A 24290-nucleotide genomic window follows, 5' to 3' on the forward strand; every position below is an offset into this window, starting at 1 on the left:
GCTGACGGGGGACGCTGCAAGCCCGCATGCCGTGCGGGCCGCGTGAATCGTTTTTGAACTGTGTCGGTTCCAGCGTGGTCTTTGATGTATCGCCACGTCCGTTTGATTGGCTTCCTCGAGTGAACCCCCATGTCGACTACACCGAACCCCCCAGCCGCCGATCATCCCGCCGCCGCTCAGGCACCGAGCTGCAAGCTCAGCGCAGGTCCGCACGATGCACCCGCGTCGCCAGCCGGCAAGCGGCCCGCGCCAGCTTGCACGCTGGTGATCTTCGGCGCCGGCGGCGACCTCACCAGGCGGCTTCTGATGCCCGCGCTGTACAACCTCGCGGTGGACGGGCTGCTCGACGGCGCGATGAAAATCGTCGGCGTCAATCATGGCGAGCGCGAGACGAGCGAGTGGTGCGAGGACCTGCATACGTCGCTGCAGCAGTTCGCCGCCGACAAGGCCAGCACCTTTCACGCCGGCAAGCTCGACGACCACGCGTGGGACTGGGTCGCGCAGCGCCTCGAATATATGGCGGGCGAGTTCGAAACCGATGACACCTTCACGAAGCTCAAGCAGAAGCTCGAACAGTCGCCCGGCGGCAACGTGATCTTTTATCTCGCGGTCGGCTCGCGCTTTTTCAAACCGATCGTCGAACATCTCGGCAAAGCAGGCTTGCTCAAGGAAGGCGACGGCGAGAGCGGCGGCTTTCGCCGGATCGTGATCGAGAAGCCGTTCGGCAACGACCTTGCCTCGGCGAAAGATCTGAACGCGCACATTCTGTCGTACGCGAAAGAATCGCAGGTCTATCGCATCGATCACTTTCTCGGCAAGGACACCGTGCAGAGCATTCTCGCGGTGCGCTTCGCGAATGCGCTATTCGAACCGGTATGGCGGCGCGAGTATATCGACAGCGTGCAGATCACCGCGGCCGAAACGATCGGCGTGGAAGGACGCGGCAAGTTCTACGAGCAGACGGGCGCGTTTCGCGACATGGTGCCGAACCACCTGTTTCAGTTGCTCGGCATGGTCGCGATGGAGCCGCCCAATTCGTTCGACGCCGAAGCCGTACGCGACAAGAAGGCCGACCTCTTCGACGCAATCCAGCCGCTGACCCCGGACGACGCTGTGTTCGGTCAATACGAAAAAGGGCCGGCGGGCGTCGGCTATCGCGACGAGCCGAACGTCGCGCCCGGCAGCACGACTGAGACCTACGCGGCGGCCCGCGTGTTCATCGAGAACTGGCGCTGGGCCGGTGTGCCGTTCTATCTGCGCACGGGCAAGCGGCTGGCGGCGCGTCGCACGGAAATTTCGGTGCAACTCAAGCCAGTGCCGTTCCGACTGTTTCGCGATACACCGGTCGATGCGCTCACGCCCAACGTGCTGACTTTGCGCATCGATCCCGCGCACGGCACGACGTTCGACTTCAACGTGAAAACACCCGGCCCGGTGATGCAGGTCGGCGCAGTGCAGTCTGCGTTCGACTATGCCGACTTCTTCGCGGAACGCGCGAACGTCGGTTATGAGACGTTGCTCTACGACTGCATGCTCGGCGACGCAACGCTGTTTCAGCGGGCGGACAGCATCGAAACGAGCTGGTGCGCAGTGGACGACGTGCTGCATCCGAAAAACGGTGGCGCGATGCCCGTGCACGGGTATGCGGCCGGCAGCGAAGGACCCGCACAGGCCGACGCATTGCTTGCGCGCGACGGCCGCGTATGGCGGCCGTTGCAACAACATGCAGTCCAGAAGAAGTAAGGCCAGCACAAGTGCATCCATATCACGATAACTGGGGGACCCTGTGGCCATCAAGACAGCACAAAACACGAAAGTAACGAGCAGCACCGAACGCATTCTTGCAATCGACGTCGGCGGCACAGGCTTGAAAGCCGCGGTCATCGACGCGCAAGGCCAGATGAAGACCGAACGCGTGCGCGTAGCGACGCCGCATCCGTGCACGCCGGACCAGTTGGTCGATGCGTTAGTGCAACTCGTCGCGCCGCTCGTCAAACAGGCGCCGCCCACGCTGATGTCGATCGGCTTTCCGGGCGTGGTGCGCAACAACCGCATTCTCACGGCGCCGCACTTCGGCGTGCAAGGCTGGCACGACATTGCGCTAGCCGACTCGTTGGCGCAGCGCCTGGGCGGCTTGCCGGTGCGCATGATCAACGATGCCGAGATGCAGGGCTTCGCCGCCATCGAAGGGCACGGCCTGGAATTCGTGCTGACGCTCGGCACGGGCGCGGGCACGGCCATGTTCCGCGACGGCGAATTGATGCCGCACCTCGAACTCGCGCATCATCCGGTCAGCAAGAAGGGCGCCGCGTACGATGAATACATTGGCGAGGCCGCGCGTGAGAAGGCGGGGAATAAACGCTGGAACCGGCGCGTTTATAAGGTGATCGGCATTCTGGAGTCGCTGGTGAACTACGACAAGCTGTGGATCGGCGGCGGCAATGCGGCGCGGCTGAAGTTTCCACTGCCGGCGAACGTGGCGACGGTCTCGAATGACGCGGGTATCGAAGGCGGGGCGCGCTTGTGGCATCCGCTGTCCGTGCGCGAAACGCGCCAATTGCCGGAAGCGAATGAACGCCAAGGCCGCTTCAAATAACGCCCGATTCGCGGGCCAGGATCCAGGAGTGTGCTCAGCATGGCTCGATATGGCTTTGGTATGGCAAGGCGCCTGCTATCGGCGGGCGCGTTCGCGACGCTCGCTTTCGCAAGCTCGCATGGCTACGCGGCCGAGCCATTCACGATAGCGTCGCCCGGTTTGGCCGACGGCGGCACATTGGCTGCGAGTCACGCGGCCAGCGCGAATAATTGCGGCGGCGGCAACGTGTCGCCGGCGCTGCAATGGCGCAACGGGCCCGCCGAAACCAGGAGTTTCGCGGTCACGATCTTCGATCCCGACGGCGCCAAGGGATTGGGCATCGTCCATTGGGTGCTGTACGGCATTGCGCCGTCGACCACAGGAGTGGTTGAGGGCGGCGCGACGCCGCCTGGCAGCGTCGGCGGCACGAACCGGACCGGCAGGCCCGGTTATTACGGGCCGTGTCCGCCGGTTGGCGACGTGCCGCATCACTATGTCGCGCAGGTCTATGCGCTCGATCTGCAGCCCGACGCATTGCCCGCGGGCCTGACCCGCGATGCGCTGCTCGCGGCCATCAAGGACCATGTGCTGGCGGCGACGAGCACGGTGCTCCGTTATGGGCGATGAGCCGTCGGGCTCATCTTGCCGCGTCGCCCCAACGGTATTGCACGCTTGCTTCGTCGAGCTGGGTTTTGATCTGCGTGTCGAGCACCAGTTCGCAGGCCGCGAGCGTATCGTTCAATTGCTCGGCGCGGCTCGCGCCGATAATCGCTGAGGTGACGAGCGGATTGGCCAGCACCCACGCGAGTGAGATGCGGGCCAACGACTCGCCCGTGGGCGCCACGATCGCTTTCAATTGCGCGATGGTCTCGAACTCGCGCTCGTGCCAGTACCGCTCGTGGTACATCGCGCCGGCTTTGCCGACGCTGCCGGTGAAACGGCCGGTCGCCGGCGCGGCGTCGAACTGGTGCTTGCCCGTCAGCAAGCCGCCCGCAAGCGGGTTGTACGGCATCACGGCCAGTTGTTCTTCGCCGGCCAACGGCAGCAACTCGCGTTCGATCTGCCGGAACAGCAGGTTATAGCGAGGCTGCACCGACACGAAGCGCGCGACGCGCAACACATCGGCGCGTCCCAACGCGCGTGCCAGCCGGTACGCAAGAAAGTTCGATACGCCGATATAGCGCGCTTTCCCCGCGCGCACGATCGCATCCAGTGCTTCGAGCGTTTCGTCGAGCGGCGTGTTCGCATCGTCGGAGTGGAGCTGATAGAGGTCGACGTAGTCCGTACCGAGGCGGCGCAGCGACGCGTCGATCGCATCCAGCAGATGCTTGCGCGACGCGCCGTGGTCCCACGGCGCGGGGCCCATCTTGCCCACCGCCTTGGTCGCGAGAATGAAGCGCTCGCGTTTGCCCTTCAACCAGCGCCCGACGATTTCCTCCGTACGCCCAACCAGACTTTCGCCGCCGCCGAGCGGGTATACGTTCGCCGTGTCGATGAAATTCACGCCGGCGTCCGCCGCGGTGTCGAGAATGCGATGCGAGCCATCTTCTTCTGTTTGCAGACCGAAGGTCATCGTGCCCAGACACAGGCGGGAGACGGTTAGGCCGGTGCGGCCGAATTGACGGTATTGCATTGGGGCTCCAAGGTAAGTGGATCAATGGCCGGGTGCAGGGTTTCAACCCGAGTTGCAACAAGGATAAACGGTGTGGCGAATGCATGCCGCAGACATGGCTCGCGCTTTATCGATTGGCCATGCAAGAAGGCAACGCGAAAGGGTGTTGCAACGGTGTGATGCGATCGGCTTACGGTAACAAAACAACGCGTGATTGATACGCGCGAATACTTATGTAATGATATCGATTCTCATTTACCAACCAGCCAGCCATCTCGTCATTTCTGCGCCAGTCAGACGACCGGAAGCCAGCCAATTGCTGATTTGTCACTGATCGCATCCGAGACATGCGAATTCGACAAGCGCACACCTGACGGGCTTTCCATGTTCAACCACACGCCGGTAGCGACCGCGTTAGCGCTAGCTTTTGCCGTTCCATTTGCCACATCGGCTGTTGCGCAGACCACTGCGCAAAGCGCACCGCAAGCCGCGGCCGACCACAAAGCGGCAATGCCGTCGGGGACTGCGTCGACAAATGCACCGGCAAGCGCACCGGCAAGCGCCGCGGCAAGCCAGGTGGCCGAAAGCGGCACGCTACCAACCATCGGTGTCGCGGCGCAGGCGCAACAACACGACTTCCAGGCTGAACGTTCGAACGTCGGCGCGAAGACGCCGACCGCGTTGCGCGACATTCCGCAGACCGTCACCGTCATCAACAAGGACTTGCTGTCTTCGCAAGGCGGCACGTCGTTCCAGGACGCGCTGCGCAATGCGCCGGGCGTGACGATCGGCGCGGCCGAGGGCGGCCAGATCGGCAACAACATCAATTTGCGCGGCTTCACCGCGCAGAACGACATCTACCTGGACGGCTTTCGCGATCGCAACCAGTACTATCGCGACACCTTCGACCTCGAACAGCTCGAGGTGCTGTACGGTCCGTCGTCGATGCTGTTCGGCCGTGGGTCGACGGGCGGCGTGATCAACCAGGTCAGCAAGAAGGCGAACCTCAAGGACTCCGCGGAAGTGTCCGCGATGATCGGCACCGACGACCGCTATCGCAGCAGCGTCGACGTGAATCACAAGGTGACCGACACCTCGGCGATTCGCCTGAACGCGTTCGGCCAGAGTCTTGGCTCGACGCGCGACGTGATGAAGAACAAGGATTTCGGCATCGCGCCGGAAGTCCGTTTCGGGATCGGCACGCCGACCGAAGTGACGCTGTCGGCACTCATCCAGCACAACCACGACATGCCCGACTACGGCATCCAGGCGTTGAACGGCCGTCCCGCGCCGGTGCCCAAAAACACCTTCTACGGCTTGACCGACGACCGCACGATCCAGGACGTGCAGATCTTCACCGCCGCGATCAAGCACAAGTTCTCCGACGCGCTCACGCTGACCAACCAGACGCAGCTCTCGCACTCGCTGACCGACGCGCGCGAGACCGCGCCGCAAGCCGTGCTGACCGGGCCGCTCGCGTCCAGCACCGCGTTGACCAACGGCAATTACACGACGCTGTCGCCGTCGCAACTGTTCATCAAGTTGCAGAGTCACGACCGCGTGATCGAAAACCGCTCGATCTACAACGACACGATGCTCGAATACAAGTTCGACACGGGCCCGATCAAGCATGACCTGATCGCCGGCTTCGAGTTCGGTCATGACAGCTATACGAATCAGGCGTACACGCGCAACAACTTGCCGATCGTGCCGATGCTGAATCCGCCGATCATGGGCACGCCGTCCAATGTGACCACCACGGTCGGCAACCATGCAGATTCCGGTGCCAACGAACTGTCGGCGTACATCAATGACACCGTGTCGCTCGATCAGCATTGGAAGGTGATCGGTGGCTTGCGCTGGGACCGCTTTCAGGCGCAGATCCATAACTCCATCACCGCGCCGCTTTACGCAAGCCAGACCAACTTCTTCACCAGCGTGCGCGCGGGCGTGATCTATCAGCCCACCGACTGGCAGTCGTACTACGTGTCATACGGCACGTCGTTCAACCCGTCGCTGGAAAACCTGACGGTCACGAATCTGACGCAAAACCTCGCGCCCCAATCGACGAAGTCGTATGAAGCCGGCGGCAAATGGGACCTGCTGGGGGGAAATATTTCGGTTACTTCAGCGTTCTTCCGCGAGGAAATGGACAACGCGCGCACCCAGGTCTCGCCGACCGAATACCAGCTCGCCGGCGACATTCGCGTGGACGGTTTTCAGGCGGGCGTGACCGGGCACATCACCGACAAGTGGCAGGTGTTCGGCGGCTATACGTACATGGACGCGGTGATCCTGAAGGCGCTCGACGGAACGCAAGGGCACACGCCGGCCAATACGCCGCGCAACACGCTGACGCTGTGGACCACCTACGCGCTCACGCCGCACTGGGAAATTGGCGGCGGCCCGATCTACATGTCGCCGCGCTACGCGTCGAACACGAACTACGTGCGGGTGCCGGGCTACACGCGCTGGGACGCCACCGCCGCGTATCACGCGAAAAAATTCGACGTCCGCCTGAATCTGCTCAATCTGACCAACAAGGAATACTTCGACGCGCTGATTCCATCGGACGGCGGTCGGTCGGTGCCCGGTATCGGACGCACGCTGTTGGCGACGTTCGACTATCGCTTTTGAAACAGGCTGTACGGGAACCATTGGCTTAGCGGTTTTCACGACGGCAAGCCGACGTAAAGGACACACTATGTTGCTGCAGATTCCGAAGGTGCTGGACGCCGGGCAGTTGCGCTTCGTGCGCGAGCGGCTCGAACAGGCGGGCGACACGTGGGTCGACGGCCGCGCGACCGCCGGTTATCAGGGGGCGCCCGTCAAGCGCAACCAGCAGGTCGCCGAGCACTCGCCGGTCGCGCGTGAGCTGGGCGAGGTGATCCTCGCCGCGATCGAGCGCAACCCGCTGTTCATCAGTGCGGTGTTGCCCAATCAGGTGTATCCGCCGCTCTTCAATCGTTATGAAGGCGGTATGCACTTCGGCAGTCATGTCGATGGCGCGGTGCGCGTGCTGCCCAACGGCGTGAAGCTGCGTACCGACGTCTCGGTCACGCTGTTCATTTCCGAGCCCGACGAATACGACGGCGGCGAACTCGTGATCGAGAACACCTACGGCGTGCAACAGGTGAAGCTGCCGGCGGGCGACATGATCGTCTATCCGGCCACCAGTCTGCATCAGGTCACGCCGGTCACGCGCGGTGCGCGCATCGCCAGTTTCTTCTGGGTGCAAAGCCTCGTGCGCGGCGACATGCAGCGCGCGCTGCTGTTCGACATGGACACCGCGATCCAGCGCCTGAACGCCACTCACGCCGACGATACCGCGCGCCGTAGCCTTGTGGGCTGCTATCACAATCTGCTGCGTACCTGGAGCGAAACATGAGCGTCCCCGAGACTATCGAGATTCAATCGTCTGCCGGCATGGACCGCGCAACGCCCGAGCCGCGACCGATCCAAAGCGGCGAACCGAATTCGCGGCAGCCGCGTGCGCGACGCGGGACGTTCATCAAATGGCTGCGCAAGGTGCATGGCTGGGTCGGCTTGTGGGGCGCCGCGCTGGGCTTGCTGTTCGGCACCACCGGATTCTTTCTGAACCATCGCGGCGGGCCGCTGCGCGTGTCCACCGGCGAGCCACAGGTGTCGGTGTTGCAGATGCCGTTGCCGCGACCGGCGCCGGACACGCCGCGCGAGTTGGCCAGGTGGCTCAAGCATGAACTGAAGCTAACGGCCAATCCGGGACGCGTGCAGAAAGAGCCCGCGCATCCGGTGGCATGGGGTGATCGCAGCATCGTGCAGCCGGAGCACTGGCAACTGAGTTTCGCGTCGCCGGGCGAAAACACGTCCGCCGAGTATTGGGTCGGCAATGGCTATGTGACGATCAAGCGCAGCGAGAACACGCTGCTCGCTCTGCTGACGAATCTGCATAAGGGCGTGGGGTTGAGCATCGGCTGGGTGCTGCTCATCGATACGCTCGCGGGTAGCCTCGTCCTGTTGTCGCTCACCGGCGTGCTGCTGTGGACGGAGTTAAACAAGCGCAAGGCTGTCGGCGCAGTGCTGGTGTTGGGATCGATCGCAGCCGCCGTGTGCATGGGGCTGATGTAGAAGCGGGCGCTGAACTGATCTTCCGATTTATCAAAGCCATACCGCTCGCGCAGAGGGTCGAGCAATCTGAAATGCTATCGTCGTCTACACTGCGGCGCGATCCCGTATATAGTCACTTACCTCTGGTTTCGCCGACGATCACGCGCCTGTCGACATGCCGCGCAAAGACGGCGAACCGGTTATACGGCTCACGCGGTTAGTGTGAGCGCAGTTCCTGAATAGACGGCCCTTGACCCCACCATACCTCCGAACATGATGAAAACTTCGCGCCGCCACTTTCTGATGTTGAGCATGGGCGTCAGCTCGTCGCTAGTGCTGTCGCGCACGGCTTTCGCCGACACCGCGGACCGGCTCAGCGAAGCCGACCCGAAGGCGCGTGCCGTCGCTTACGTGGAAGACGCGTCGAAGGTCGACAAAACCAGGTTTCCCAGCTATGCAGCCGGGCAAACATGCGCCAACTGCTCGCTATTCCAGGGCAAGGCTACGGACGCCTATGGCGGCTGTACACTGTTCGGCGACAAGCAGGTCGCCGCACGGGGTTGGTGCAGCTCGTACTCGAATATGTGAGCGGCAACAATGGACGCGCGTGTCCGCCGCCCGCTTCGTCGCTCGTCTGCAGTCCGCTCCGCCCAACGCTCATATCAACGCCGTCAACACCAGCTCATGTGAGCGGCCGATCCACACGGCCGCGTCGCGGTGATCGCGCAGCGCGTCGCCGGTGTTGGGGTGCACGAAAACATCCAGCGCCCCGTGATTCAGCGCGAGCCAGCCGACTACGTCGGCAAACTGTGCGTGGGCAAATCCCAGCTGATACGACCACATGGGATGCGGACCGACCGGGCGTTCGTGGAAGCGACCGATTCGCAGCTTGTCGTTCCAGTGCGCTTCGATCTGCTCGCGCAACGCCCATGCGGCGTCGCGGCTGCCCGGGTCGAAATAGATGTGGGCATGCCAGCTTTCGATGGCTGATGTGTCGCGAAAGGTCATATGAGCGTCCATAGCGTTGCGTCCGGTATCAGGATGAGCCAGTCGTTATCCGACATTCATTCTGCTTTGGTTTCCACCGGCGCGCCTGGTGCGCGCCTCGTGTGGAAGTGTTGATTGTCCTCGCCGACGACCTCGAAACCGAGCCGGTCGTACAGGCGTGGCGCGGGATTGCCTTTGATTACCTGCAACTGGCTGGCTAGTAACAATTGTCGTGAATTGTCGGGTGAGCAGCGCTTTTTTACCATGGCGTTATGTAGCGGGTTCTTCGCTTTCCGATTCGACGAAAGGCTATCCGTCGGTCCGGTTGCTGCGTCTGTTGTTAGCGGGCACCGCGCATCAGACGCCGCGTTCGTTCGCGTCGCCTCGAGTGCTTCATCGTTGTGCCTGCGCGGGACGCGTTACCCGCGGCGGGAGGCGCCGACGCCCGGTGGCACGCGCTTTGCTTAGGCCTCGTGCGCGGATTCGTCGAGGCGCCGGTTCGATGCGGCGCGCTCTCGCCGGGCAAACCGCCGACGGGCGGCGCCCACCTGCAGCATCACGCAATTGTCGAAAGCAAAACCACACACCGTCATGCGGGAAGCCGATGGTGAAGCCGCCGCGCTCGTCTTCTGTCCTGACACGCTGAGTTCGCATTTCGCGTAGTCAAGCGGGCAATGTCATGAACCGGAGACGGCGAATCTGTGGCTCAGAATAGTTTGCGTGTGTCGCGCGTGCGCGATCGAACGCACAAGGAAAGAGAACGTTTGACGGCGGGCCTGACTGTGTTGTTGCATGAGTCTTTGCGCTGCAGCCGCGCTGACGGCAGGCGGATCGCGCGGGCGCAGGGTCGCCCAAATCGTGCGTCGGCGTATTTGCCGATTCACGCATCGCCTTGCGCATCGTTCAATGTGCGTAGGGTGTGACGACGCGATAGCGTGCATTCATCAGTCGAAACAAGCCGGCGGAAGGTCCGCGTTTCATTCGGTTTTCGCAGCAGCGTTCGTCCAGGTGACGAGCGGCTTAACGAACTTTGCGAGGTGGGCTATGGAGATTGTCGAGTTTGAACCCAGCGTCTCGGCCGACGGACGCACGGTGATCTTCCAACTGTCGACGCGTGGACGGGAGCTCGAATGCGCCGTCACGCGCGAAGCGTTGGAGCAGCACTTCTGGTTGCAGCCCGACGCTAGCCCGGCACGCGTGCTCAAAGCCTTTGCGGATGGACGCAAACGCATCACGGCTGTTGCGGAAAGAAAGATGCTCGCGCGTCAGGGCGAGAAAGTACTGCTGACAACCAGCGACTTCACCGCGCGCGGATGATGGTCCTGACGCGAAGCTTCCGTGCGAGGTGTTGCATCGCGATGTCCGCGAGACTCGGCACGCGCGAAGCTGCCGGAGCGACGGTACGCATGCCGTCGCTCGCCCAGCTCCGGATGCATTGCTTGCGCTGCGCTCATTTTCCTCAGTAGCCGTCGCATCGGTGGTGCTCGCTTGTTTCAAGCGCGCCTCGCCGCTTCCGCCTCTTTCATCTCCCTGTCAACGACTTGTCGGCCCGGCTACGGGTCGAAGTGACCCACTGCCGCGTGATGCGGTTGTCGGCCGGAGCTGCGACCGTCGCCGCTTATCCTGGACCCGATCGCCTGTTACATCCATTCGCCAAATTAGCCGGCCAATGCCCTTCGCTTCGGCCAATTGCGATCGGACGCGCTCGCATACACTGTTTTCCATGGAGCGACAAATCACCGAGCCCATCGACGCGGTCTCCCCCCGCGTTGTTTTGAACCGTACCGTTGATGGCAGTTTGCCGTGGTGGTCGAAGTTGAACGCGGCAGGGCAGTTACGCAGTAGGAAGTAGAAGCAATGGAAAGAACGCCCGATCCGTGCGATCGGCGCGAAGCATCAGGGGTTGCAGTCAGCAGTAATCGAAGGCGAGGGACCGGACTGCATTGCAGCAGTTCAATAAAACGGCAGCATCAGCAGTGGTAGTGGTAGTAGTAGTGGTAGCACCTTGAAGCAACGGTTTCGCGCAGCAGTTGTAGCGGTAGAAGCAACTCACGTAGCAACAGCTTTGAGTTTGATGGCTATAGGTCGGCACGCATCCACGCGCATGTACGACTCTTCCATCCTGTCGACCCTGTCCCCTCATCGGGACAGGGTTTTTTTTTGTGCGCCCAGCCCGATCGGGTCCAGTCAGGAAAGGTCGTGTCAACTTTTGTGAACCGTCTTAAGGCGATGCAGAGTGCGCCGTAAACGCGAATACGAATTCCAACGCGGACAACGCACAAGATGAAAATAAAGCTCAAGCTTCAGATCCTGATCGCCGTCACGCTACTTGTTATCGGCGGCAGCATCGCTGTGACGATCATGGCGCTCAACGCGATCCGCGCAGCGGAGACCGCCTCACATGTGGCCGAAAAGGAGATTCGTGGACTCACGGAGATGAAGGCCAGCGCGTTGTCGACTATCGAGCTCGATCCGACCTCGATCGATACCGTGAAGATGTTCAGCGACGCAGAGAGGAACATTGCCCAATGGTCGGCGATCGTGCGCCCGCTGTTCACGACCCCCGATGCAATGCAAAAGCTACAGGCCATCGAATCCAGATGGAATGCGTATGGCCAGAAGTCCCGGCAAACGATCAAGCTCGCTGCTCAGGACGCGAAAGCAGCGAACGATCAGGTGACCTCTCTCTACCATTCGGATTTTCAGCCGTTGCAGGCCTTGCTCGAGCAGTTCGTGACTGAGACTGACAAGCAGGCACAGCTCGCGAATGATGAGGCGCAGCACGTCAGTGATAATGCAGCGAGAACCGTTGTCGTCGTGATGACCCTGGCGCTCGCGCTGGTGGCCGGATGGCTCCATGCGCTGTCGCGCTCGATCCAGCGGGCGTTAATGCGTATGCGCAACACACTGCAAGAGGTCAGCGAATCTCTTGATCTGAGCAAACGGGTTCCCGTTCAAAGCATGGACGAGATCGGGCTTGCGGCGACCGCTTTCAATCGTCTTATGGACCGCGTGACGGACGCGATGGCGACGGTGCGGGAATCGACCGAATCGGTCAGCGTGGCATCAAAGCAGATCGCGGCTGGCAATATCGATCTCTCCTCGCGTACTGAGGAGCAGGCTGCATCGCTGGAGCAAACAGCCGCAAGCATGGAAGAGTTGACGGGCACAGTTCGCCACAACGCCGAAAACGCACGTCAGGCCAGCGGCCTCGCTGCGAATGCATCGGAAATCGCTGGACGGGGCAATCGGGTCGTGTCAGAGGCCGTGAGCACGATGGGCGGTATCAGGGAGAGTTCATCGAAAATCGCCGAGATCATCGGCATGATCGAAGGCATTGCGTTTCAAACCAACATTCTCGCGCTGAATGCCGCCGTCGAAGCGGCGCGAGCCGGGGAAGAGGGACGAGGTTTCGCGGTGGTCGCGGGTGAGGTGCGTGCGCTCGCACAGCGCACGTCGGCTGCGGCGAAGGACGTCAAGAGCCTGATCGATACCTCGGTTTCGCGTATAGGCGTGGGAACGGCACTTGTCGATCAGGCAGGCGCAACGATGGAAGAAATCATCTCGGCGGTGTCACGTGTCACGCAGATCATGGGCGAGATTGCTGCGGCCTCGGACGAGCAAAGCAAGGGCATCCAGCAGGTCCGCCAGGCCGTGACGCAGATTGACGACGTGACGCAACAGAACGCCGCGCTGGTTGAGCAGGCCGCCGCGGCTGCCCAGTCGCTGGACGATCAGGCTGCGAAACTGAAAGCCGCGGTCGGTACATTCAGGCTGTAGGACAGCCACCGCGCGAACGCAGGCGTCTCAACGCAGTGGCGGTTCAGCTCAGAATGTTGCTTGTCGAGTGATCGTACGCGCTGCCCCCTTGACCACTGCCTACGCGTCGCAGTTCAACCGCCCCACGTGCCGCGCTTAGGAATCTCCGTAAGCAACCGGGCGCCGCAGCCGCGCCCGCGCTCGGCCTGTTTACCTGAGTCATCCCGGCTTGCTAGACTGGCTCCCACCTGGTCGCCGCAAGCGCGCCGGTTCTCTTTCGGCCTCTGCCCTTATCCACCAACCTGACTTCACGCGTGGTGGCGTGATCCACTGGAGACGTCATGTCTTACATGCTGCTCGTCGTCGAACCCCCGAATCAGCGCGCGCAACGCGGCGAGGCCGCGGGGCGCGAAGTCTACGACCAGATGGTGCGCTTTGCCGCCGACCTGAAAGAGCGCGGCAAGCTGCTCGCGGTCGAATCGCTTACGTCGCAGAATGACGCGGTGCGCGTGCAGGTTCGCGGCGGCCAGCCGAAAGTCCTCGATGGCCCGTTCGCCGAAGCCAAGGAAATGATCGGCGGCTTTTTCCTGCTCGACTGCGAAACGCGCGAGGAAGCCGTGGCAATCGCGCAGGCCTGCCCGGCGGCGTCGTGGTGCACGGTTGAAGTCCGCAAGCTCGGGCCTTGTTTCATGTAGGCACATGCCGCGCTGCTGTTGCGCTGGGATCGGGTTTTCCCTGAAGCGCGGGCTCGCATGTCGATCCGGCGGCGCACCGCTCGTCGTGTGGATAAGAGGCCGGCCAATCTGGGCGGCGCTGCCCACACCACGAACAGGAGCAACGTCGATGCGTTTCGTCATCCTCGTAAAAGCGACGTCCGCCAGCGAAGCCGGCGAGATGCAGGAGCCATCAGTGATGGCCGCGATGGTCGCGTATCACGAACAGCTCGCGCAGGCCGGTGTGCTGCTCGACGCTACCGGCCTGCAGCCGAGTTCGAAAGGCTGGCGCGTTCGGTACAGCGGCGGCAAGCGTAGGGTCGTCGATGGCCCGTTTGCGCCGACCTCGGAACTGATCGCCGGCTACACGCTGATCGAGGTGCGCTCGCGCGAAGAAGCGATGGAGTGGGCGCGGCGCTTTCCGGCGCCGTTCGGTGAGCAGGCCGACGGCGAGATCGAAGTGCGGCAACTGTTCGAACTCGACGACCCGGAGTCTGGCGCGGCGCCGGAGCGCTTGCGCAATCCCGAAGCGTCGCGCCGCTGAGTTCAACGCCGGCGAGCCGACCGTGCGACTCATGCTGCTCGCGCGAACCGCCGACACCAATCCGACGAATGGACGCCATCATGCACAAGCAGATCTACGTGAACCTTGCCGTCGATGACCTCGACCGGTCCAAGGCATTTTTCACTGCGCTCGGCTTCAGCTTCGAGCCGCGCTTTACCAACGAGCAGGCGGCCTGTCTGATTCTCGGCGAAAATCTCGACGCAATGCTGCTGGTCAAGGACCTCTTCAAGTCCTTCACGCGCAAATCGCTTTGCAATCCGAAGGAAAGTACGGAAGCGCCGATAGACTTGTCGTGCGAAAGCCGCGGCGAGGTGGATGCGCTGGTCGCGCGAGCGCTTGCCGCGGGCGGCGCGGTGCCGCGTGCGCCGCAAGACTACGGCTTCATGTACGGACACGGCTTCGAGGATATCGACGGACACAGCCGGGAGTTGATCCACATGGACCCGAACGCGCAGGCAGCGGGCTGAGGCCGTGACGACACAGGCCACTCATCGTGCCATCGAGGCAGTCTGGCGAATCGAATCCGCCAAGGTCATTGCCCACGTCGCGCGGATCGTGCGCGATGTCGGGCTCGCGGAGGAACTGGCGCAGGACGCGCTGGTGGCCGCGCTCGAGCATTGGCCCGAGGCCGGCGTGCCCGACAATCCGGGAGCGTGGCTGATGGCGACCGCGAAGAACCGGGCGCTCGACCGCTTGCGGCAGGAAGCGCTGCGCGCTCGCAAGCGCGCGGAGCTTGGCCACGATCTCGACGCGCTGGAGGCGCACGTGGTGCCGGATTTCGTCGATTCCCTCGACGCCGCGCGCGCCGACGATATCGGCGACGACTTGCTGCGGCTGGTGTTCACCGCGTGCCATCCGGTGCTGTCGACGGATGCGCGCGTCTCCCTCACGCTGCGCCTGCTCGGCGGCCTCACCACCGACGAAATCGCGCGCGCGTTTCTCGTGCCCGAAGCCACCATCGCGCAGCGGATCGTGCGGGCCAAGCGCACGCTGTCGGCAGCCAAGGTGCCGTTCGAGGTGCCGCAAGCGGACGCGCGCGCGGCGCGGCTGGCGTCGGTGCTGCAAGTCATTTATCTGATCTTCAACGAAGGCTATTCGGCCACGGCTGGCGACGACTGGATGCGTCCCGCGCTCTGCGAGGAAGCGCTGCGCCTCGGCCGCGTGTTGAGCGGTCTGGTCCCCGACGAAAGCGAGGTGCATGGCCTCGTCGCGTTGATGGAGATTCAGGCCTCGCGCATGCGCGCGCGCACCGATGCGCAGGGCCGGCCGGTGCTGCTGCTCGATCAGGATCGCAGCCGCTGGGACCCGCTGCTGATTCGCCGCGGGCTGGACGCGCTTGACGCCGCCCACGCGTTGGGCGGCGCACGCGGTCCGTACGCTCTGCAAGCCGCGTTGGCCGCCTGTCATGCGCGCGCTCGCCGCGCCGAAGATACCGACTGGGCGCGGATCGTCGCGTTGTACGACGCGCTCGGGCAGGTGGCGCCGTCGCCGGTGGTCGAGTTGAACCGGGCGGTGGCGGTGGCAATGGCCTTCGGACCGGCTGCGGGACTGGAGATCGTCGATGCGTTGGCCGCCGGCCCCGCGCTCGCGAACTATCACTGGCTGCCGAGCGTGCGCGCCGATCTGCTCGTCAAACTGGGGCGCATGGAAGAGGCGCGCGCCGAGTTCGAACGCGCGGCCGGAATGACGCGCAATGCACGCGAACGGGATCTGCTGCTCGAACGTGCGCGCGGCCTCGCGCAATCGGGCGCTGGATGATCCGCTGGCTAGCGGATCAACTGACGCACGCCCAATGCGACGATCAGAGCGCCGCAGAAACGATCGGCCCACGCCTTGCCGCGCCGGTACGCTGCCGCAATCCGCGCATGCGACAGTGTGAGTGCGACGAAACCATACCAACCGCTCGCGACGACGCACACCATGCCGAGCATCGCGGCGAACGTGCCCAAGCTCACATGCGCGGGCGCGGCCGACGAGAACACGGCGGCGAAGAACGCCATCGACTTCGGATTCGCGATGTTGGTCGCGAAGCCTTGCGCGAACGCTTGCCGCAGGCCGCCGGCCGGCGCATTCACGACCAGCGCGGGCTGACGTGCCGAGGCGTTGACGATCAGCCGGCCGCCGAACCCGATCAGATACGCGGCGCCGGCCAGCTTGACCACGAGCGCGAGCCACGGGAACGCGGCAAACACGATGCCCACGCCCAGAATCGCGCAGCTCGCCCAGAACAGATTGACCAGCACGATGCCGGCCACCACCGCGAGCGCCTCGAAGCGCGAGGCCGAAGCCGCCTTGTGCGCGACCGCGACGAAGTTCGGGCCCGGGCTCACCACGCCGGCGATATACACGGAGAACACGCCGAGAACGGCGGTACCGTCGACCATACGACACGCCCTGTTATGGCGCTGTGGCGCCGGGCGAACTCGCGCGCGGCAAGATGTCCCGGACAGAGACAAGCGCGGATTCAACCCCCGAAAAACGCGATGCCCGCCGTCAGCACGCCCGCGGTCGCGACGCCGAACGACAGATTGCGCATCCAGTTCTTGCGGGTCAGCAAAGTGATCGCGCACAGCGCAATTGCGACCTGAATCAACAGCGTGGCCTGCGCCCAGCGATGATGGCCGTGCAGCAGCGCTTCGCTGCGGTTGTCGTTTTCGACGACCTCCTTTTCGATCGCTTCGGCCTTCTCGCGGATCGGCGTTTTCTGTTCGGTGTATTTCTGGACGTCGGCGAGAAACTTCGCGTGCGCGTCGCTATTGCCTGCCGACAGCGCCGCGCCGAGTTCAGCGAGATTCTCTTTCTCGCCCTTGGCCTGGTAGTAGTTCCACTGGTTCGACGCTTCGGTTTTCTTGATCGCGGCTTCGTTCTTGTAGAAGAGCGCGAGATTTTCGCTGTTGCCGCTCTGGTACGCGCAAAGCGCGCCGATCGTCGCGAGGATCGCCGTCATTACGGCCATCCGGCTCGCGAACGGATCCGCGTCATGATGGGCTGCGTGTGCGACGGCGTGGTCGTGCGGACCATGCACTTCATATTCTTCAGACATCCGGTTCTCCGAGACAATGCTTTGACTATCGTGACTGGGCGGCGCGCGGGCCCGGGGGCCTCAATCTTAACGCGCCGCGCGCAGTGACGGAAAAGCGCGGCGGGAGAGTGGCGCAGGGCGTTCAATGCGTGCTCGAAGAAGAGAGCCGCGCGGACCTGAGCGGAATGCCCGGCCTTGCGCGAACGCTTGCCGCAGGCCGCCGGCCAGCGCATTCACGACCGGCGCGGGCCGACGTGCCGAGGCGTTGACGGGCTCGCTGCCGGGCGTAGCGAGTAGCCAGAGCCGCGCCAGGCTCCGCGGCGCGGACCACTTGGCTCGCTCGTCACGCTGTCGGCCGGACGCACACGATGCCTACGGCCAGCGGCAGCAGCAGCGCTTTCACGGCGGATGTTTCCCGGCAACAGGCGGGCCGTCACACCCGTCGCCGCGCCCGCAGTCACATGACGATGACGACCCGGCCACGTGTGCCGCCGGCCACTGCCTCATAGGCTTCGCGAGCCCGTTCGAGTGGACACGTCCTGGCGATGGCAGGCCCCGTCAGCTTGCCGCTCTCGAAGCCTTCCACCAGAGCGGTCATCAACGGCGCCGATTCCGCGACGCCTAGCTTTGCGCTGTCCACGCCGAGCAACTGGGTCTCGTTGTGATAGAAGTCGATCAGATCCAATTCGACGCGGCGCTTGCCGGTCGCGCTGATTTCGAGCACCCGGCCGCGCCGTTTGACGAGACTCAGCGCGGTCTTGAACGCGACGCCGCCGACCGTGTCGTACACCACCGCGGTCCCAGCGCCGTTGGTCAGTGCGCGCAAGCGCTCGGTGACGTGTTCGTCGAACGGCACGTAGTCGTCGATCAGGCGCCCCGCTGGCGTCGTCGCGTCGAGCGGGTGACGATCGACTGCGATCACGCGCGCGCCGCGCGCTTTCGCGATCTGCACCACCGCGCCGCCGACGCCGCCGCCCGCGCCGATCACCGCGATGGTTTCGCCCGCGCGCAATTGCGCGTACTCGACGGTGCCGAGCCACGCGACCACGAAGTTCACGCCGATCGCGGCGGCCTCCGGGTGACTGAGCGTGGGGGGTTTGCGCGAGAGCGCGGCAAGCGGGAGTTTGATGAACTCGGCATGCGTGCCGTCGCGCGTGAAGCCGATGTCGCCACCCGTACCCCACACTTCGGCGTCGAGCCACGCTGGCGGACCGTCGACTACCACGCCGCTAAAGTCTCGCCCCGGCGTGCGCGGCAAGACGGTGTGTTCGAAATGGCCGGCCACGTTCTTGACGTCGCTCGGATTCACCGAGGCGGCGATGATCCGCACGACGGCGTTCTCGGCATCGGCTTGCGGTGCGGGCAGATCGACGTAGTCGAGTACCTCGGGAGTGCCGAAGGATTTGAACCGGATCGCTTTCATGGGGTGGGGCTCCGCGTGGATGCTGGCTGCGGCGTGCAGTGCAATGAGCGTAGTCTAGGCGACCCACATCGAGACGTCAGGCAAGGCGTTCCCCACGTTGTCACAAGGGGCGACGCGGCGAGCGTCGCGGTGTAGAACCGGGCTCACTCAAGCCGCCGCCCTCTGCCGCTCGATCAAGTCCACCAGCCGTTCCAACTGCCGACCTTGCGCATCGAAGTTACCCGCATCCAGCCAGCGCGTATAACTCGAGCGCAGCGCGGGCCATTCACTGTCGATGATCGAAAACCACGCGGTATCGCGATTGCGCTCGCGATACACGATCGCCCGGCGGAAAATCCCCTCGAACGTGAAACCATAGCGCAGCGCAGCCGCACGCGACGGCTCGTTCAACGAATCGCACTTCCATTCGAAGCGCCGATAGCCCAGCTTGCCGAATACCTCGTTCATCAGCAGGAACATCGCCTCAGTGGCGATGCGCGTGCGCTTCAGGCGCGGCGAATACGTGACGTGGCCGACTTCGATCACGCCGTTCGCCCCGTCGATGCGCATCAGCGCGAGCGTGCCGACCGCCTTGCCGCTCGCCAGATCGATCACCGCATAGTGCAGCGGGTCGGTGGACGCGGCGGCGCGCGTCAGATGCTCACGGTAGGCCGCGAGGCTGTCGAACGGACCGACCGACAGATAGGTCCAGTCGCGGCCATCGGGCGCCGAGCTGTACGCGTCGAATAGCTCGGCGGCGTGACGCTCGACGTCGACGGGTTCGATCCGGCAATAGCGGCCTGTCAGCGGTTCCCGGCCTGGCGGCCGGGCGTCGTTCCAACCTGGCACCGGTGCGCCGATGGGCTGGCCGAACGCGTTGTGTCTGGGTTCCATGTCTGCTCTCCTCTCGTTCGTCAAGCGCGTGTAGGACCATCGATGTGCTGAACGATACGGCAAACGTGGTATGTTCAAAAGATCCACGATTAAGCCATTCAGTAGATCCAGACGCCATGATCGAGATTATCGGTCCCCTCGTGCATGCGCCGTCGGGGTTGTCGGCGGCCAGCGGCGGCGCGAAGCCCGCGCCGCTGCAAAAGCAACTGATCGAGCGTTTGCAGCGCGCGATTCTCGCTGGGCGTTTGCCCGCGGGCTCGCTGTTGCCGTCGTCGCGATTGCTGGCGGCGGAGATGGGCGTGTCGCGCAACACGGTGGTGATCGCTTACGACCATCTGGCCGCAGTCGGCTACGTGATCGCCGATAAACAGGGCACGCGCGTGAGCGCGCTGTCCAGTCCGGCCGCGCGCGGCGAGCCGCAGCTCACGCTGCCTCTGCCCGAGCTCGCCTACGCGGCGCGCGTCGCGCAATTCGCCGCGACCGGCACGCATGCCGACAACACGTTTGCGCTGACCCCCGGCATGCCCGCGCTGGATCGCTTCCCGCTGCGCGCGTGGCGGCGCGCGCTCGACCGTTCGATGGACGAGGCGTTGCCGCTCGCGCTCGGCTACGGCACGCCGGCGGGCGAACCGGCGTTGCGCGATGCGATCGCCGCGCATCTGCGGATGGCGCGCGGCGTGCGCTGCGAGGGCGCGCAGGTGGTGATCACCGAAGGCGCGCAGGAAGCGTTGAATCTGTGCGTGCGGCTCTTCACGAATCCGGGCGACCGCGCATGGGTGGAGGACCCCGGTTATCGCGGCGCAAAGGCCGCGTTCAACCTGGGCGACCTGCACACGCTGCCGGTTCCCGTCGACGCGGAGGGCATGGCCGCGCCGCCCAGCGCATGGCGCGCACATCCACCGAAGCTGATCTATACGTCGCCCGCGCATCAGTACCCGACGGGTGCGGTGCTGTCGGTGGCGCGCCGTCTGGAACTGATCGCGCAGGCGCGGCGTTGCGGCGCATGGCTGATCGAAGACGACTACGACGGCGAATTTCGCCATACCGGCGAGCCGATCGCCAGCATGCAAGGCCTCGTCGACGATGCGCCGGTGCTCTACGTCGGCTCGTTTAGCAAGACCATGTTTCCGGCGCTGCGCATCGGCTTCGTCGTGCTGCCGCGCGCGATCGCTGCACACACCGCCGTCGCGTTGCAGGAGATGCTGCGCGGCGGGCATCGGCTGGAGCAATTGGCGCTCGCGCGTTTCATTGAAAGCGGCGAGTTCGGGCGGCACCTGGGGCGCATGCGGCGGTTGTATCGTGAGCGCCAGCAGGCGCTGCGCGATGCGCTTACTGCCCACTTCCCACCGGCCGATATTCTCGGCGGCGATTGCGGCATGCACCTGACGCTACGCTTGCCGACGCGGCTTGCCGATCGGCTCCTTGCTGAACGCGCGAACGCGGCACGGCTGAATCCGCGTGCGCTATCGGGCTTCGCGCTGCGCCCGCGCGCGCAAACGAATGGGTTGGTGATCGGCTACGGCAATACGCCCGCCGAGCGACTCGCGCCCGCCATCGACACCTTGGCCGCGCTCGCGCGCGAGCTCGAAGGCAAGCCGCCGCGCGGGTCGAAAGCCGCTTCGGCGGCCGCGCCGAACGCCGTATTGCGCAAGTAAGTTTTTGCGTTTGTCCGCGTGGCCCATGTCGCGCTATCGTGTCGTTTATGCGCGGCGAGGTCGAGACATAGGAGGTCGACGAATTGCCCGCAACTCATACCCGGCGCAGCGCATTGCAACATCGCGTGGCCGGCTGTGCCAACCGCTGTCAGGCGCGGGTATGAAGAATCGCTTGGTTGTGTTTTCTATCACGCTTATCCGACCGGAGACGACATGAAGGAAATCGAACCGACCCCGTGGTATGAACTCGCCGCCCACACGCCCGTTCGTGACGGCTGGTACGAGGTGCAGTTGACGAGCGGGGACACGGCGTTTGCAAGATTTGGCGACGGCCTGTGGACCGAGAAACCGCCACTGGTGTTTACGCACTGGCGCGGCTTATCCGCCGATCCATCCACAGCCGCCGAGGGTGCGGCCGAATCCGTCGACACCGAGGCCACCGCGGCCCAAGGCGTACGCGCCGCCTGGAACGCATTCTTCCCGGGACTCGGCGAAGAACAGCACAAACCGCTCGACGCCGTGCCCAACGGCAAAGCGCCACATTGACAGATGCACGGGACGGCGGCCTGCATCGCTGGCTGCCGTCCTCCTCGAACGCTTTTGCTCCTCCTCTTGTTGCGGCGTTTTCGCCGCCGTCGTGGCTGCGTCGATAGCGGCGGCCAAGCTGTCTGCTCATTCCTCGGCGGGACGCGCCTCGCTCTGCCGCGCCTGCCATCGAGGCCTGACTGAAGGCGACGATATCCGCACCGTCATGTGGAGCCGCTTGTCGGCCTCACAGCGAGACTTCGTCTTGGGTTGCAGCGGCGCGACCCTTTCGCGCCGCTACGCGATGCGTCAGTTGGCGCCCTCGGCAAACGCCTTGAGCGCATTGCCCGCCAACCGGTAACGCACCCACTCGCTTTGCGCGCTCGCGCCGATCGACTCATAGAAGCCGATTGCCGGTTCGTTCCAGTCGAGCACGCTCCATTCGAAGCGCCCGCAACCCGTCTCGCAGGCGATTTGCGCGAGGTGACGCAGCATCTGTTTGCCCGCGCCGCTGCCGCGCGATGCCGGCGACACGTAGAGGTCTTCCAGATAGAGCCCCTGTTTGCCGAGCCACGTGGAGTACGAAAAGAAGTAGACGCAGAAGCCGACCGGCTCACCGTTCATTTCGCAGATGAGGGACCTGGCGGGAGCGCCGGCGCAAAACAGGCTGGCTTCGATCTCTTTGACGCCGGCGACGACTTCGTGCTCGGCTTTTTCGTACACCGCGAGTTCGGTGATGAAGCGAAGAATCAGTGCCGCGTCGGCGGCGGTGGCGGGGCGAATGTGAATAGTCAAGGCAACGGGCTCGATGAGTTAAAGGATGGATCGACGCCGGGCGAGGGACGCGTCGGCTTCGGATCGGACGTACATCGTAGCGTTTATCGCGGGTTGATGGCGAGCGCATGACGGGCGGCGGCTCTTGTTAGCCATACATGGCAGTCCGCAATGACTCGGTTGGGAAGTGGCCGGCCGATGGTGGCGCACGGTTCAACGCGCACGCCGAATTCCGGTCCCGATCAAACGGCGGCAGTCTTGCCGCGGTGTAATATTCCAGGGACGTCAGCGTTACTGCGAACGCATCGGCGACGAGCCGGAAAAGCGGGTCAAAAACGTGGAAACTGCTGCAACGGAACTTGAAGGTAGCGTCGGACGTTGAAGCAGCACCGATGGGAAATGCATCATGTCAACCGAGTGGAAGCGCCGCCTCAAGCTGTTCATCCAGCGTCTCTGGCAGCCTACCAGCGCGTGCATGACCTGCATGCCGGGGAGTTGGGGCAATGTCATGAGCCTGGCCCACTGGACCATCGCGTTCCGTACAGGTCTGCTCACCGGACTTCTGGCCATACTTCTAACTTTTACGCCTGCTGCCAAGCTCTATTCACATCGATTCGGTAACGCGCTGGTCGTCGGCTTGCTGACAACGTTAGGCGATGCCTACTCGCACGCGAGCCACTACCGTATCCCGTATGTCGAGCACCTCGTGACGGGTGCGATTTCAGGTCTGCTGGCGCTCGCGGCGTCATATCTTTTCGAAGACCGCGCGCGGCGCCTTCGTGCGGCATGGGCTCGGGTGTTCGGATGACCTCGCTACTATGCAAGCTATCCCTTCACCGGCAACCAGATTTCCAGGCCTCCCATTCCACTCATCGGATCGAACTGCTCGCCATAGCGCTCGAAACTCGGCGCATCCGCGGGCACATGCCCCGACGCCGGCAGCCACTGATTCCAGATCGTATTCAACGTGCGGCGAATCGCGGAAACATGCTCGCGGTGACTGAACACCGCATACCTCTGCGCGGCGATCCGTATGCGGCTCAACTGCGTCGGCAGCGCCGAAAAATCGCTGACTTCGACGCCGCATAGATAATCGAAATTGCCCGCGTCGTCCGCGTTGTAGCACACGCCATAGGCGACGCTGCTCACTTGCCCCGGCACCTTGCCGAAGTACGCGCCAAAGCGCTGCCATTGCGATGGAATCGCCGTGCTGGTGTCGCACGTATAGCGCTCGCTCAGACCTGCGACCAGAAACGGCTTGCCGTTTTCCAAGCGCGGCGGCTCCAGATGCGAGAGAAGAGTTTCGTCCATTTTGATCGGCTCCACGATGGCGATGTCATCCAGTCGGCCACGCGTGCGCAGCGCTTCGGGCGTGAGTCCGAATTGCTCGCGAAACGCGCGGGTGAATGCTTCGTGAGAACCGTAACCGGCGTCGATGGCGAGCGCGAGGATGTCGGGCGCGCCGTCGGCGAGGCGTCGCGCGGCTTCGCTCAGACGGCGCGCGCGCACATAGCGCATCGCCGAAAGTCCAGTGGCCGCTTCGAAAGCGCGCGCCAGATGGAAGCGCGATACGCAAGCGCACTGGGCGATGTCGTCGAGCGTCAACTCGCTTGCAAAATGGCTTTCGATAAACCAGAGCGCTTTTCCGACCGGGTTCATATCGGCCCTCATGTCAGCACGAAGCCAGCATAGCCATTGATGACGCGCAGCGTTTGATCGCG

The 24290-nt window shown here is 63.7% G+C and carries 24 protein-coding genes and 1 pseudogene; 16 read left to right on the plus strand and 9 right to left on the minus strand.

Translation table 11 applies throughout. The features are described from left to right. Positions 1-129: 129 nt before the first annotated feature. The 3 genes from zwf to ABQJ48_RS09440 are packed head-to-tail and all read left to right on the plus strand — an operon-like array spanning position 130 to position 3202. Complete coding sequence (zwf, locus tag ABQJ48_RS09430; RefSeq protein ID WP_367837566.1) at positions 130-1743, plus strand: glucose-6-phosphate dehydrogenase; 1614 nt, start codon at positions 130-132, stop codon at positions 1741-1743. A 43-nt stretch (positions 1744-1786) separates the two neighbouring features. Then, positions 1787-2596 carry an ROK family protein gene (locus tag ABQJ48_RS09435; protein WP_367837567.1) on the plus strand — a complete coding sequence of 270 codons (810 nt, stop codon included), beginning with the start codon at positions 1787-1789 and terminating at the stop codon, positions 2594-2596. Positions 2597-2635: 39 nt separating this feature from the next. Continuing rightward, complete coding sequence (locus ABQJ48_RS09440) at positions 2636-3202, plus strand: YbhB/YbcL family Raf kinase inhibitor-like protein (RefSeq protein ID WP_367837569.1); 567 nt, start codon at positions 2636-2638, stop codon at positions 3200-3202. A 10-nt stretch (positions 3203-3212) separates the two neighbouring features. Here ABQJ48_RS09440 and ABQJ48_RS09445 read toward each other — a convergent pair whose 3' ends face one another. Continuing rightward, positions 3213-4208, minus strand: coding sequence for an aldo/keto reductase (locus ABQJ48_RS09445; RefSeq protein ID WP_367837570.1), 996 nt, complete (start codon positions 4206-4208; stop codon positions 3213-3215). A gap of 363 nt (positions 4209-4571) precedes the next feature. On the opposite strand from ABQJ48_RS09445, the gene ABQJ48_RS09450 reads away from it, so the two are divergent. The 4 genes from ABQJ48_RS09450 to ABQJ48_RS09465 all read left to right on the plus strand — a co-directional run bounded on the left by ABQJ48_RS09450 (position 4572) and on the right by ABQJ48_RS09465 (position 8861). Further along, entirely contained in the window at positions 4572-6824 is a 2253-nt protein-coding gene (locus ABQJ48_RS09450; RefSeq protein ID WP_367837572.1) for a TonB-dependent receptor, read from the plus strand. A 67-nt stretch (positions 6825-6891) separates the two neighbouring features. Then, the gene (locus ABQJ48_RS09455) at positions 6892-7575 is read left to right on the plus strand and encodes a Fe2+-dependent dioxygenase (protein WP_367837573.1); all 684 of its coding nucleotides are present in this window, start codon (positions 6892-6894) and stop codon (positions 7573-7575) included. Then, positions 7572-8294, plus strand: coding sequence for a PepSY-associated TM helix domain-containing protein (locus ABQJ48_RS09460; RefSeq protein ID WP_367837574.1), 723 nt, complete (start codon positions 7572-7574; stop codon positions 8292-8294). Before ABQJ48_RS09455 ends, ABQJ48_RS09460 begins: the two co-directional genes overlap by 4 nt. A 255-nt stretch (positions 8295-8549) precedes the next feature. After that, positions 8550-8861 carry a high-potential iron-sulfur protein gene (locus tag ABQJ48_RS09465; protein ID WP_367837873.1) on the plus strand — a complete coding sequence of 104 codons (312 nt, stop codon included), beginning with the start codon at positions 8550-8552 and terminating at the stop codon, positions 8859-8861. Positions 8862-8930: 69 nt separating this feature from the next. Here ABQJ48_RS09465 and ABQJ48_RS09470 read toward each other — a convergent pair whose 3' ends face one another. Further along, positions 8931-9281 (minus strand): DOPA 4,5-dioxygenase family protein, encoded by a 351-nt coding sequence (locus ABQJ48_RS09470; protein ID WP_367837575.1) that lies wholly within the window; start codon positions 9279-9281, stop codon positions 8931-8933. Positions 9282-10304: 1023 nt separating this feature from the next. Between ABQJ48_RS09470 and ABQJ48_RS09475 the strand changes: the two genes are divergently transcribed. Beyond that, entirely contained in the window at positions 10305-10577 is a 273-nt protein-coding gene (locus ABQJ48_RS09475) for a DUF1488 family protein (protein WP_367837576.1), read from the plus strand. A 986-nt stretch (positions 10578-11563) separates the two neighbouring features. On the opposite strand, the gene ABQJ48_RS09480 is transcribed toward ABQJ48_RS09475, so the two are convergent. Then, entirely contained in the window at positions 11564-11851 is a 288-nt protein-coding gene (locus ABQJ48_RS09480) for a hypothetical protein (RefSeq protein ID WP_367837578.1), read from the minus strand. 157 nt (positions 11852-12008) lie between these two features. Here ABQJ48_RS09480 and ABQJ48_RS09485 point away from each other — a divergent pair. The 5 genes and pseudogenes from ABQJ48_RS09485 to ABQJ48_RS09505 all read left to right on the plus strand — a co-directional run. After that, positions 12009-13040, plus strand: a pseudogene (locus tag ABQJ48_RS09485) (methyl-accepting chemotaxis protein); the annotation flags it as partial. Between the two features lie 320 nt (positions 13041-13360). Beyond that, complete coding sequence (locus tag ABQJ48_RS09490) at positions 13361-13714, plus strand: YciI family protein (RefSeq protein ID WP_367837580.1); 354 nt, start codon at positions 13361-13363, stop codon at positions 13712-13714. Positions 13715-13862: 148 nt separating this feature from the next. After that, positions 13863-14276 (plus strand): YciI family protein, encoded by a 414-nt coding sequence (locus tag ABQJ48_RS09495; RefSeq protein ID WP_367837582.1) that lies wholly within the window; start codon positions 13863-13865, stop codon positions 14274-14276. 80 nt (positions 14277-14356) lie between these two features. After that, positions 14357-14764: a VOC family protein gene (locus tag ABQJ48_RS09500; RefSeq protein ID WP_367837583.1), complete on the plus strand. Its 408-nt coding sequence runs from the start codon at positions 14357-14359 to the stop codon at positions 14762-14764. 4 nt (positions 14765-14768) lie between these two features. Continuing rightward, on the plus strand, positions 14769-16055 hold the full coding sequence (locus tag ABQJ48_RS09505) for an RNA polymerase sigma factor (protein WP_367837585.1): 1287 nt from the start codon (positions 14769-14771) through the stop codon (positions 16053-16055). An 8-nt stretch (positions 16056-16063) separates the two neighbouring features. On the opposite strand, the gene ABQJ48_RS09510 is transcribed toward ABQJ48_RS09505, so the two are convergent. The 4 genes from ABQJ48_RS09510 to ABQJ48_RS09525 form a co-directional block, all read right to left on the minus strand. After that, a complete protein-coding gene (locus ABQJ48_RS09510) occupies positions 16064-16681 on the minus strand; it encodes a LysE family translocator (protein WP_367837586.1) in 618 nt (205 codons plus the stop codon). A gap of 80 nt (positions 16682-16761) precedes the next feature. Then, positions 16762-17340 carry a DUF4337 domain-containing protein gene (locus ABQJ48_RS09515; protein WP_367837588.1) on the minus strand — a complete coding sequence of 193 codons (579 nt, stop codon included), beginning with the start codon at positions 17338-17340 and terminating at the stop codon, positions 16762-16764. A 436-nt stretch (positions 17341-17776) separates the two neighbouring features. Continuing rightward, complete coding sequence (locus ABQJ48_RS09520) at positions 17777-18742, minus strand: quinone oxidoreductase family protein (protein ID WP_367837590.1); 966 nt, start codon at positions 18740-18742, stop codon at positions 17777-17779. A gap of 147 nt (positions 18743-18889) precedes the next feature. Continuing rightward, positions 18890-19615: a GNAT family N-acetyltransferase gene (locus ABQJ48_RS09525; protein ID WP_367837591.1), complete on the minus strand. Its 726-nt coding sequence runs from the start codon at positions 19613-19615 to the stop codon at positions 18890-18892. 116 nt (positions 19616-19731) lie between these two features. Here ABQJ48_RS09525 and pdxR point away from each other — a divergent pair, with 116 nt between their 5' ends. Beyond that, complete coding sequence (pdxR, locus tag ABQJ48_RS09530) at positions 19732-21270, plus strand: MocR-like pyridoxine biosynthesis transcription factor PdxR (RefSeq protein WP_367837592.1); 1539 nt, start codon at positions 19732-19734, stop codon at positions 21268-21270. 213 nt (positions 21271-21483) lie between these two features. Then, positions 21484-21816: a hypothetical protein gene (locus ABQJ48_RS09535; protein ID WP_367837593.1), complete on the plus strand. Its 333-nt coding sequence runs from the start codon at positions 21484-21486 to the stop codon at positions 21814-21816. 288 nt (positions 21817-22104) lie between these two features. On the opposite strand, the gene ABQJ48_RS09540 is transcribed toward ABQJ48_RS09535, so the two are convergent. After that, entirely contained in the window at positions 22105-22590 is a 486-nt protein-coding gene (locus ABQJ48_RS09540; RefSeq protein ID WP_367837594.1) for a GNAT family N-acetyltransferase, read from the minus strand. 385 nt (positions 22591-22975) lie between these two features. Between ABQJ48_RS09540 and ABQJ48_RS09545 the strand changes: the two genes are divergently transcribed. Next, positions 22976-23377 carry a hypothetical protein gene (locus ABQJ48_RS09545; protein WP_367837595.1) on the plus strand — a complete coding sequence of 134 codons (402 nt, stop codon included), beginning with the start codon at positions 22976-22978 and terminating at the stop codon, positions 23375-23377. Positions 23378-23394: 17 nt separating this feature from the next. Here the strand turns inward: ABQJ48_RS09545 and ABQJ48_RS09550 are convergent, their stop codons facing one another. Beyond that, positions 23395-24228 (minus strand): AraC family transcriptional regulator, encoded by an 834-nt coding sequence (locus tag ABQJ48_RS09550; RefSeq protein WP_367837596.1) that lies wholly within the window; start codon positions 24226-24228, stop codon positions 23395-23397. Positions 24229-24290 lie beyond the last annotated feature (62 nt).

This window comes from Paraburkholderia suaedae, from assembly GCF_040812055.1.
GTDB lineage: Bacteria > Pseudomonadota > Gammaproteobacteria > Burkholderiales > Burkholderiaceae > Paraburkholderia.

Coding starts and splice junctions, on each gene's coding strand:
- ABQJ48_RS09455 (WP_367837573.1), top strand. CDS start 6,892: ATGTTGCTGCAGATTCCGAAGGTGCTGGACGCCGGGCAGTTGCGCTTC.
- ABQJ48_RS09535 (WP_367837593.1), top strand. CDS start 21,484: ATGAAGGAAATCGAACCGACCCCGTGGTATGAACTCGCCGCCCACACG.
- ABQJ48_RS09450 (WP_367837572.1), top strand. CDS start 4,572: ATGTTCAACCACACGCCGGTAGCGACCGCGTTAGCGCTAGCTTTTGCC.
- ABQJ48_RS09550 (WP_367837596.1), bottom strand. CDS start 24,228: ATGAACCCGGTCGGAAAAGCGCTCTGGTTTATCGAAAGCCATTTTGCA.
- ABQJ48_RS09500 (WP_367837583.1), top strand. CDS start 14,357: ATGCACAAGCAGATCTACGTGAACCTTGCCGTCGATGACCTCGACCGG.
- ABQJ48_RS09445 (WP_367837570.1), bottom strand. CDS start 4,208: ATGCAATACCGTCAATTCGGCCGCACCGGCCTAACCGTCTCCCGCCTG.
- ABQJ48_RS09470 (WP_367837575.1), bottom strand. CDS start 9,281: ATGACCTTTCGCGACACATCAGCCATCGAAAGCTGGCATGCCCACATC.
- zwf (WP_367837566.1), top strand. CDS start 130: ATGTCGACTACACCGAACCCCCCAGCCGCCGATCATCCCGCCGCCGCT.
- ABQJ48_RS09545 (WP_367837595.1), top strand. CDS start 22,976: ATGTCAACCGAGTGGAAGCGCCGCCTCAAGCTGTTCATCCAGCGTCTC.
- pdxR (WP_367837592.1), top strand. CDS start 19,732: ATGATCGAGATTATCGGTCCCCTCGTGCATGCGCCGTCGGGGTTGTCG.
- ABQJ48_RS09490 (WP_367837580.1), top strand. CDS start 13,361: ATGTCTTACATGCTGCTCGTCGTCGAACCCCCGAATCAGCGCGCGCAA.
- ABQJ48_RS09465 (WP_367837873.1), top strand. CDS start 8,550: ATGAAAACTTCGCGCCGCCACTTTCTGATGTTGAGCATGGGCGTCAGC.
- ABQJ48_RS09525 (WP_367837591.1), bottom strand. CDS start 19,615: ATGGAACCCAGACACAACGCGTTCGGCCAGCCCATCGGCGCACCGGTG.
- ABQJ48_RS09475 (WP_367837576.1), top strand. CDS start 10,305: ATGGAGATTGTCGAGTTTGAACCCAGCGTCTCGGCCGACGGACGCACG.
- ABQJ48_RS09460 (WP_367837574.1), top strand. CDS start 7,572: ATGAGCGTCCCCGAGACTATCGAGATTCAATCGTCTGCCGGCATGGAC.
- ABQJ48_RS09520 (WP_367837590.1), bottom strand. CDS start 18,742: ATGAAAGCGATCCGGTTCAAATCCTTCGGCACTCCCGAGGTACTCGAC.
- ABQJ48_RS09440 (WP_367837569.1), top strand. CDS start 2,636: ATGGCTCGATATGGCTTTGGTATGGCAAGGCGCCTGCTATCGGCGGGC.
- ABQJ48_RS09495 (WP_367837582.1), top strand. CDS start 13,863: ATGCGTTTCGTCATCCTCGTAAAAGCGACGTCCGCCAGCGAAGCCGGC.
- ABQJ48_RS09510 (WP_367837586.1), bottom strand. CDS start 16,681: ATGGTCGACGGTACCGCCGTTCTCGGCGTGTTCTCCGTGTATATCGCC.
- ABQJ48_RS09515 (WP_367837588.1), bottom strand. CDS start 17,340: ATGTCTGAAGAATATGAAGTGCATGGTCCGCACGACCACGCCGTCGCA.
- ABQJ48_RS09480 (WP_367837578.1), bottom strand. CDS start 11,851: ATGGCCTGTAGCTTTTGCATTGCATCGGGGGTCGTGAACAGCGGGCGC.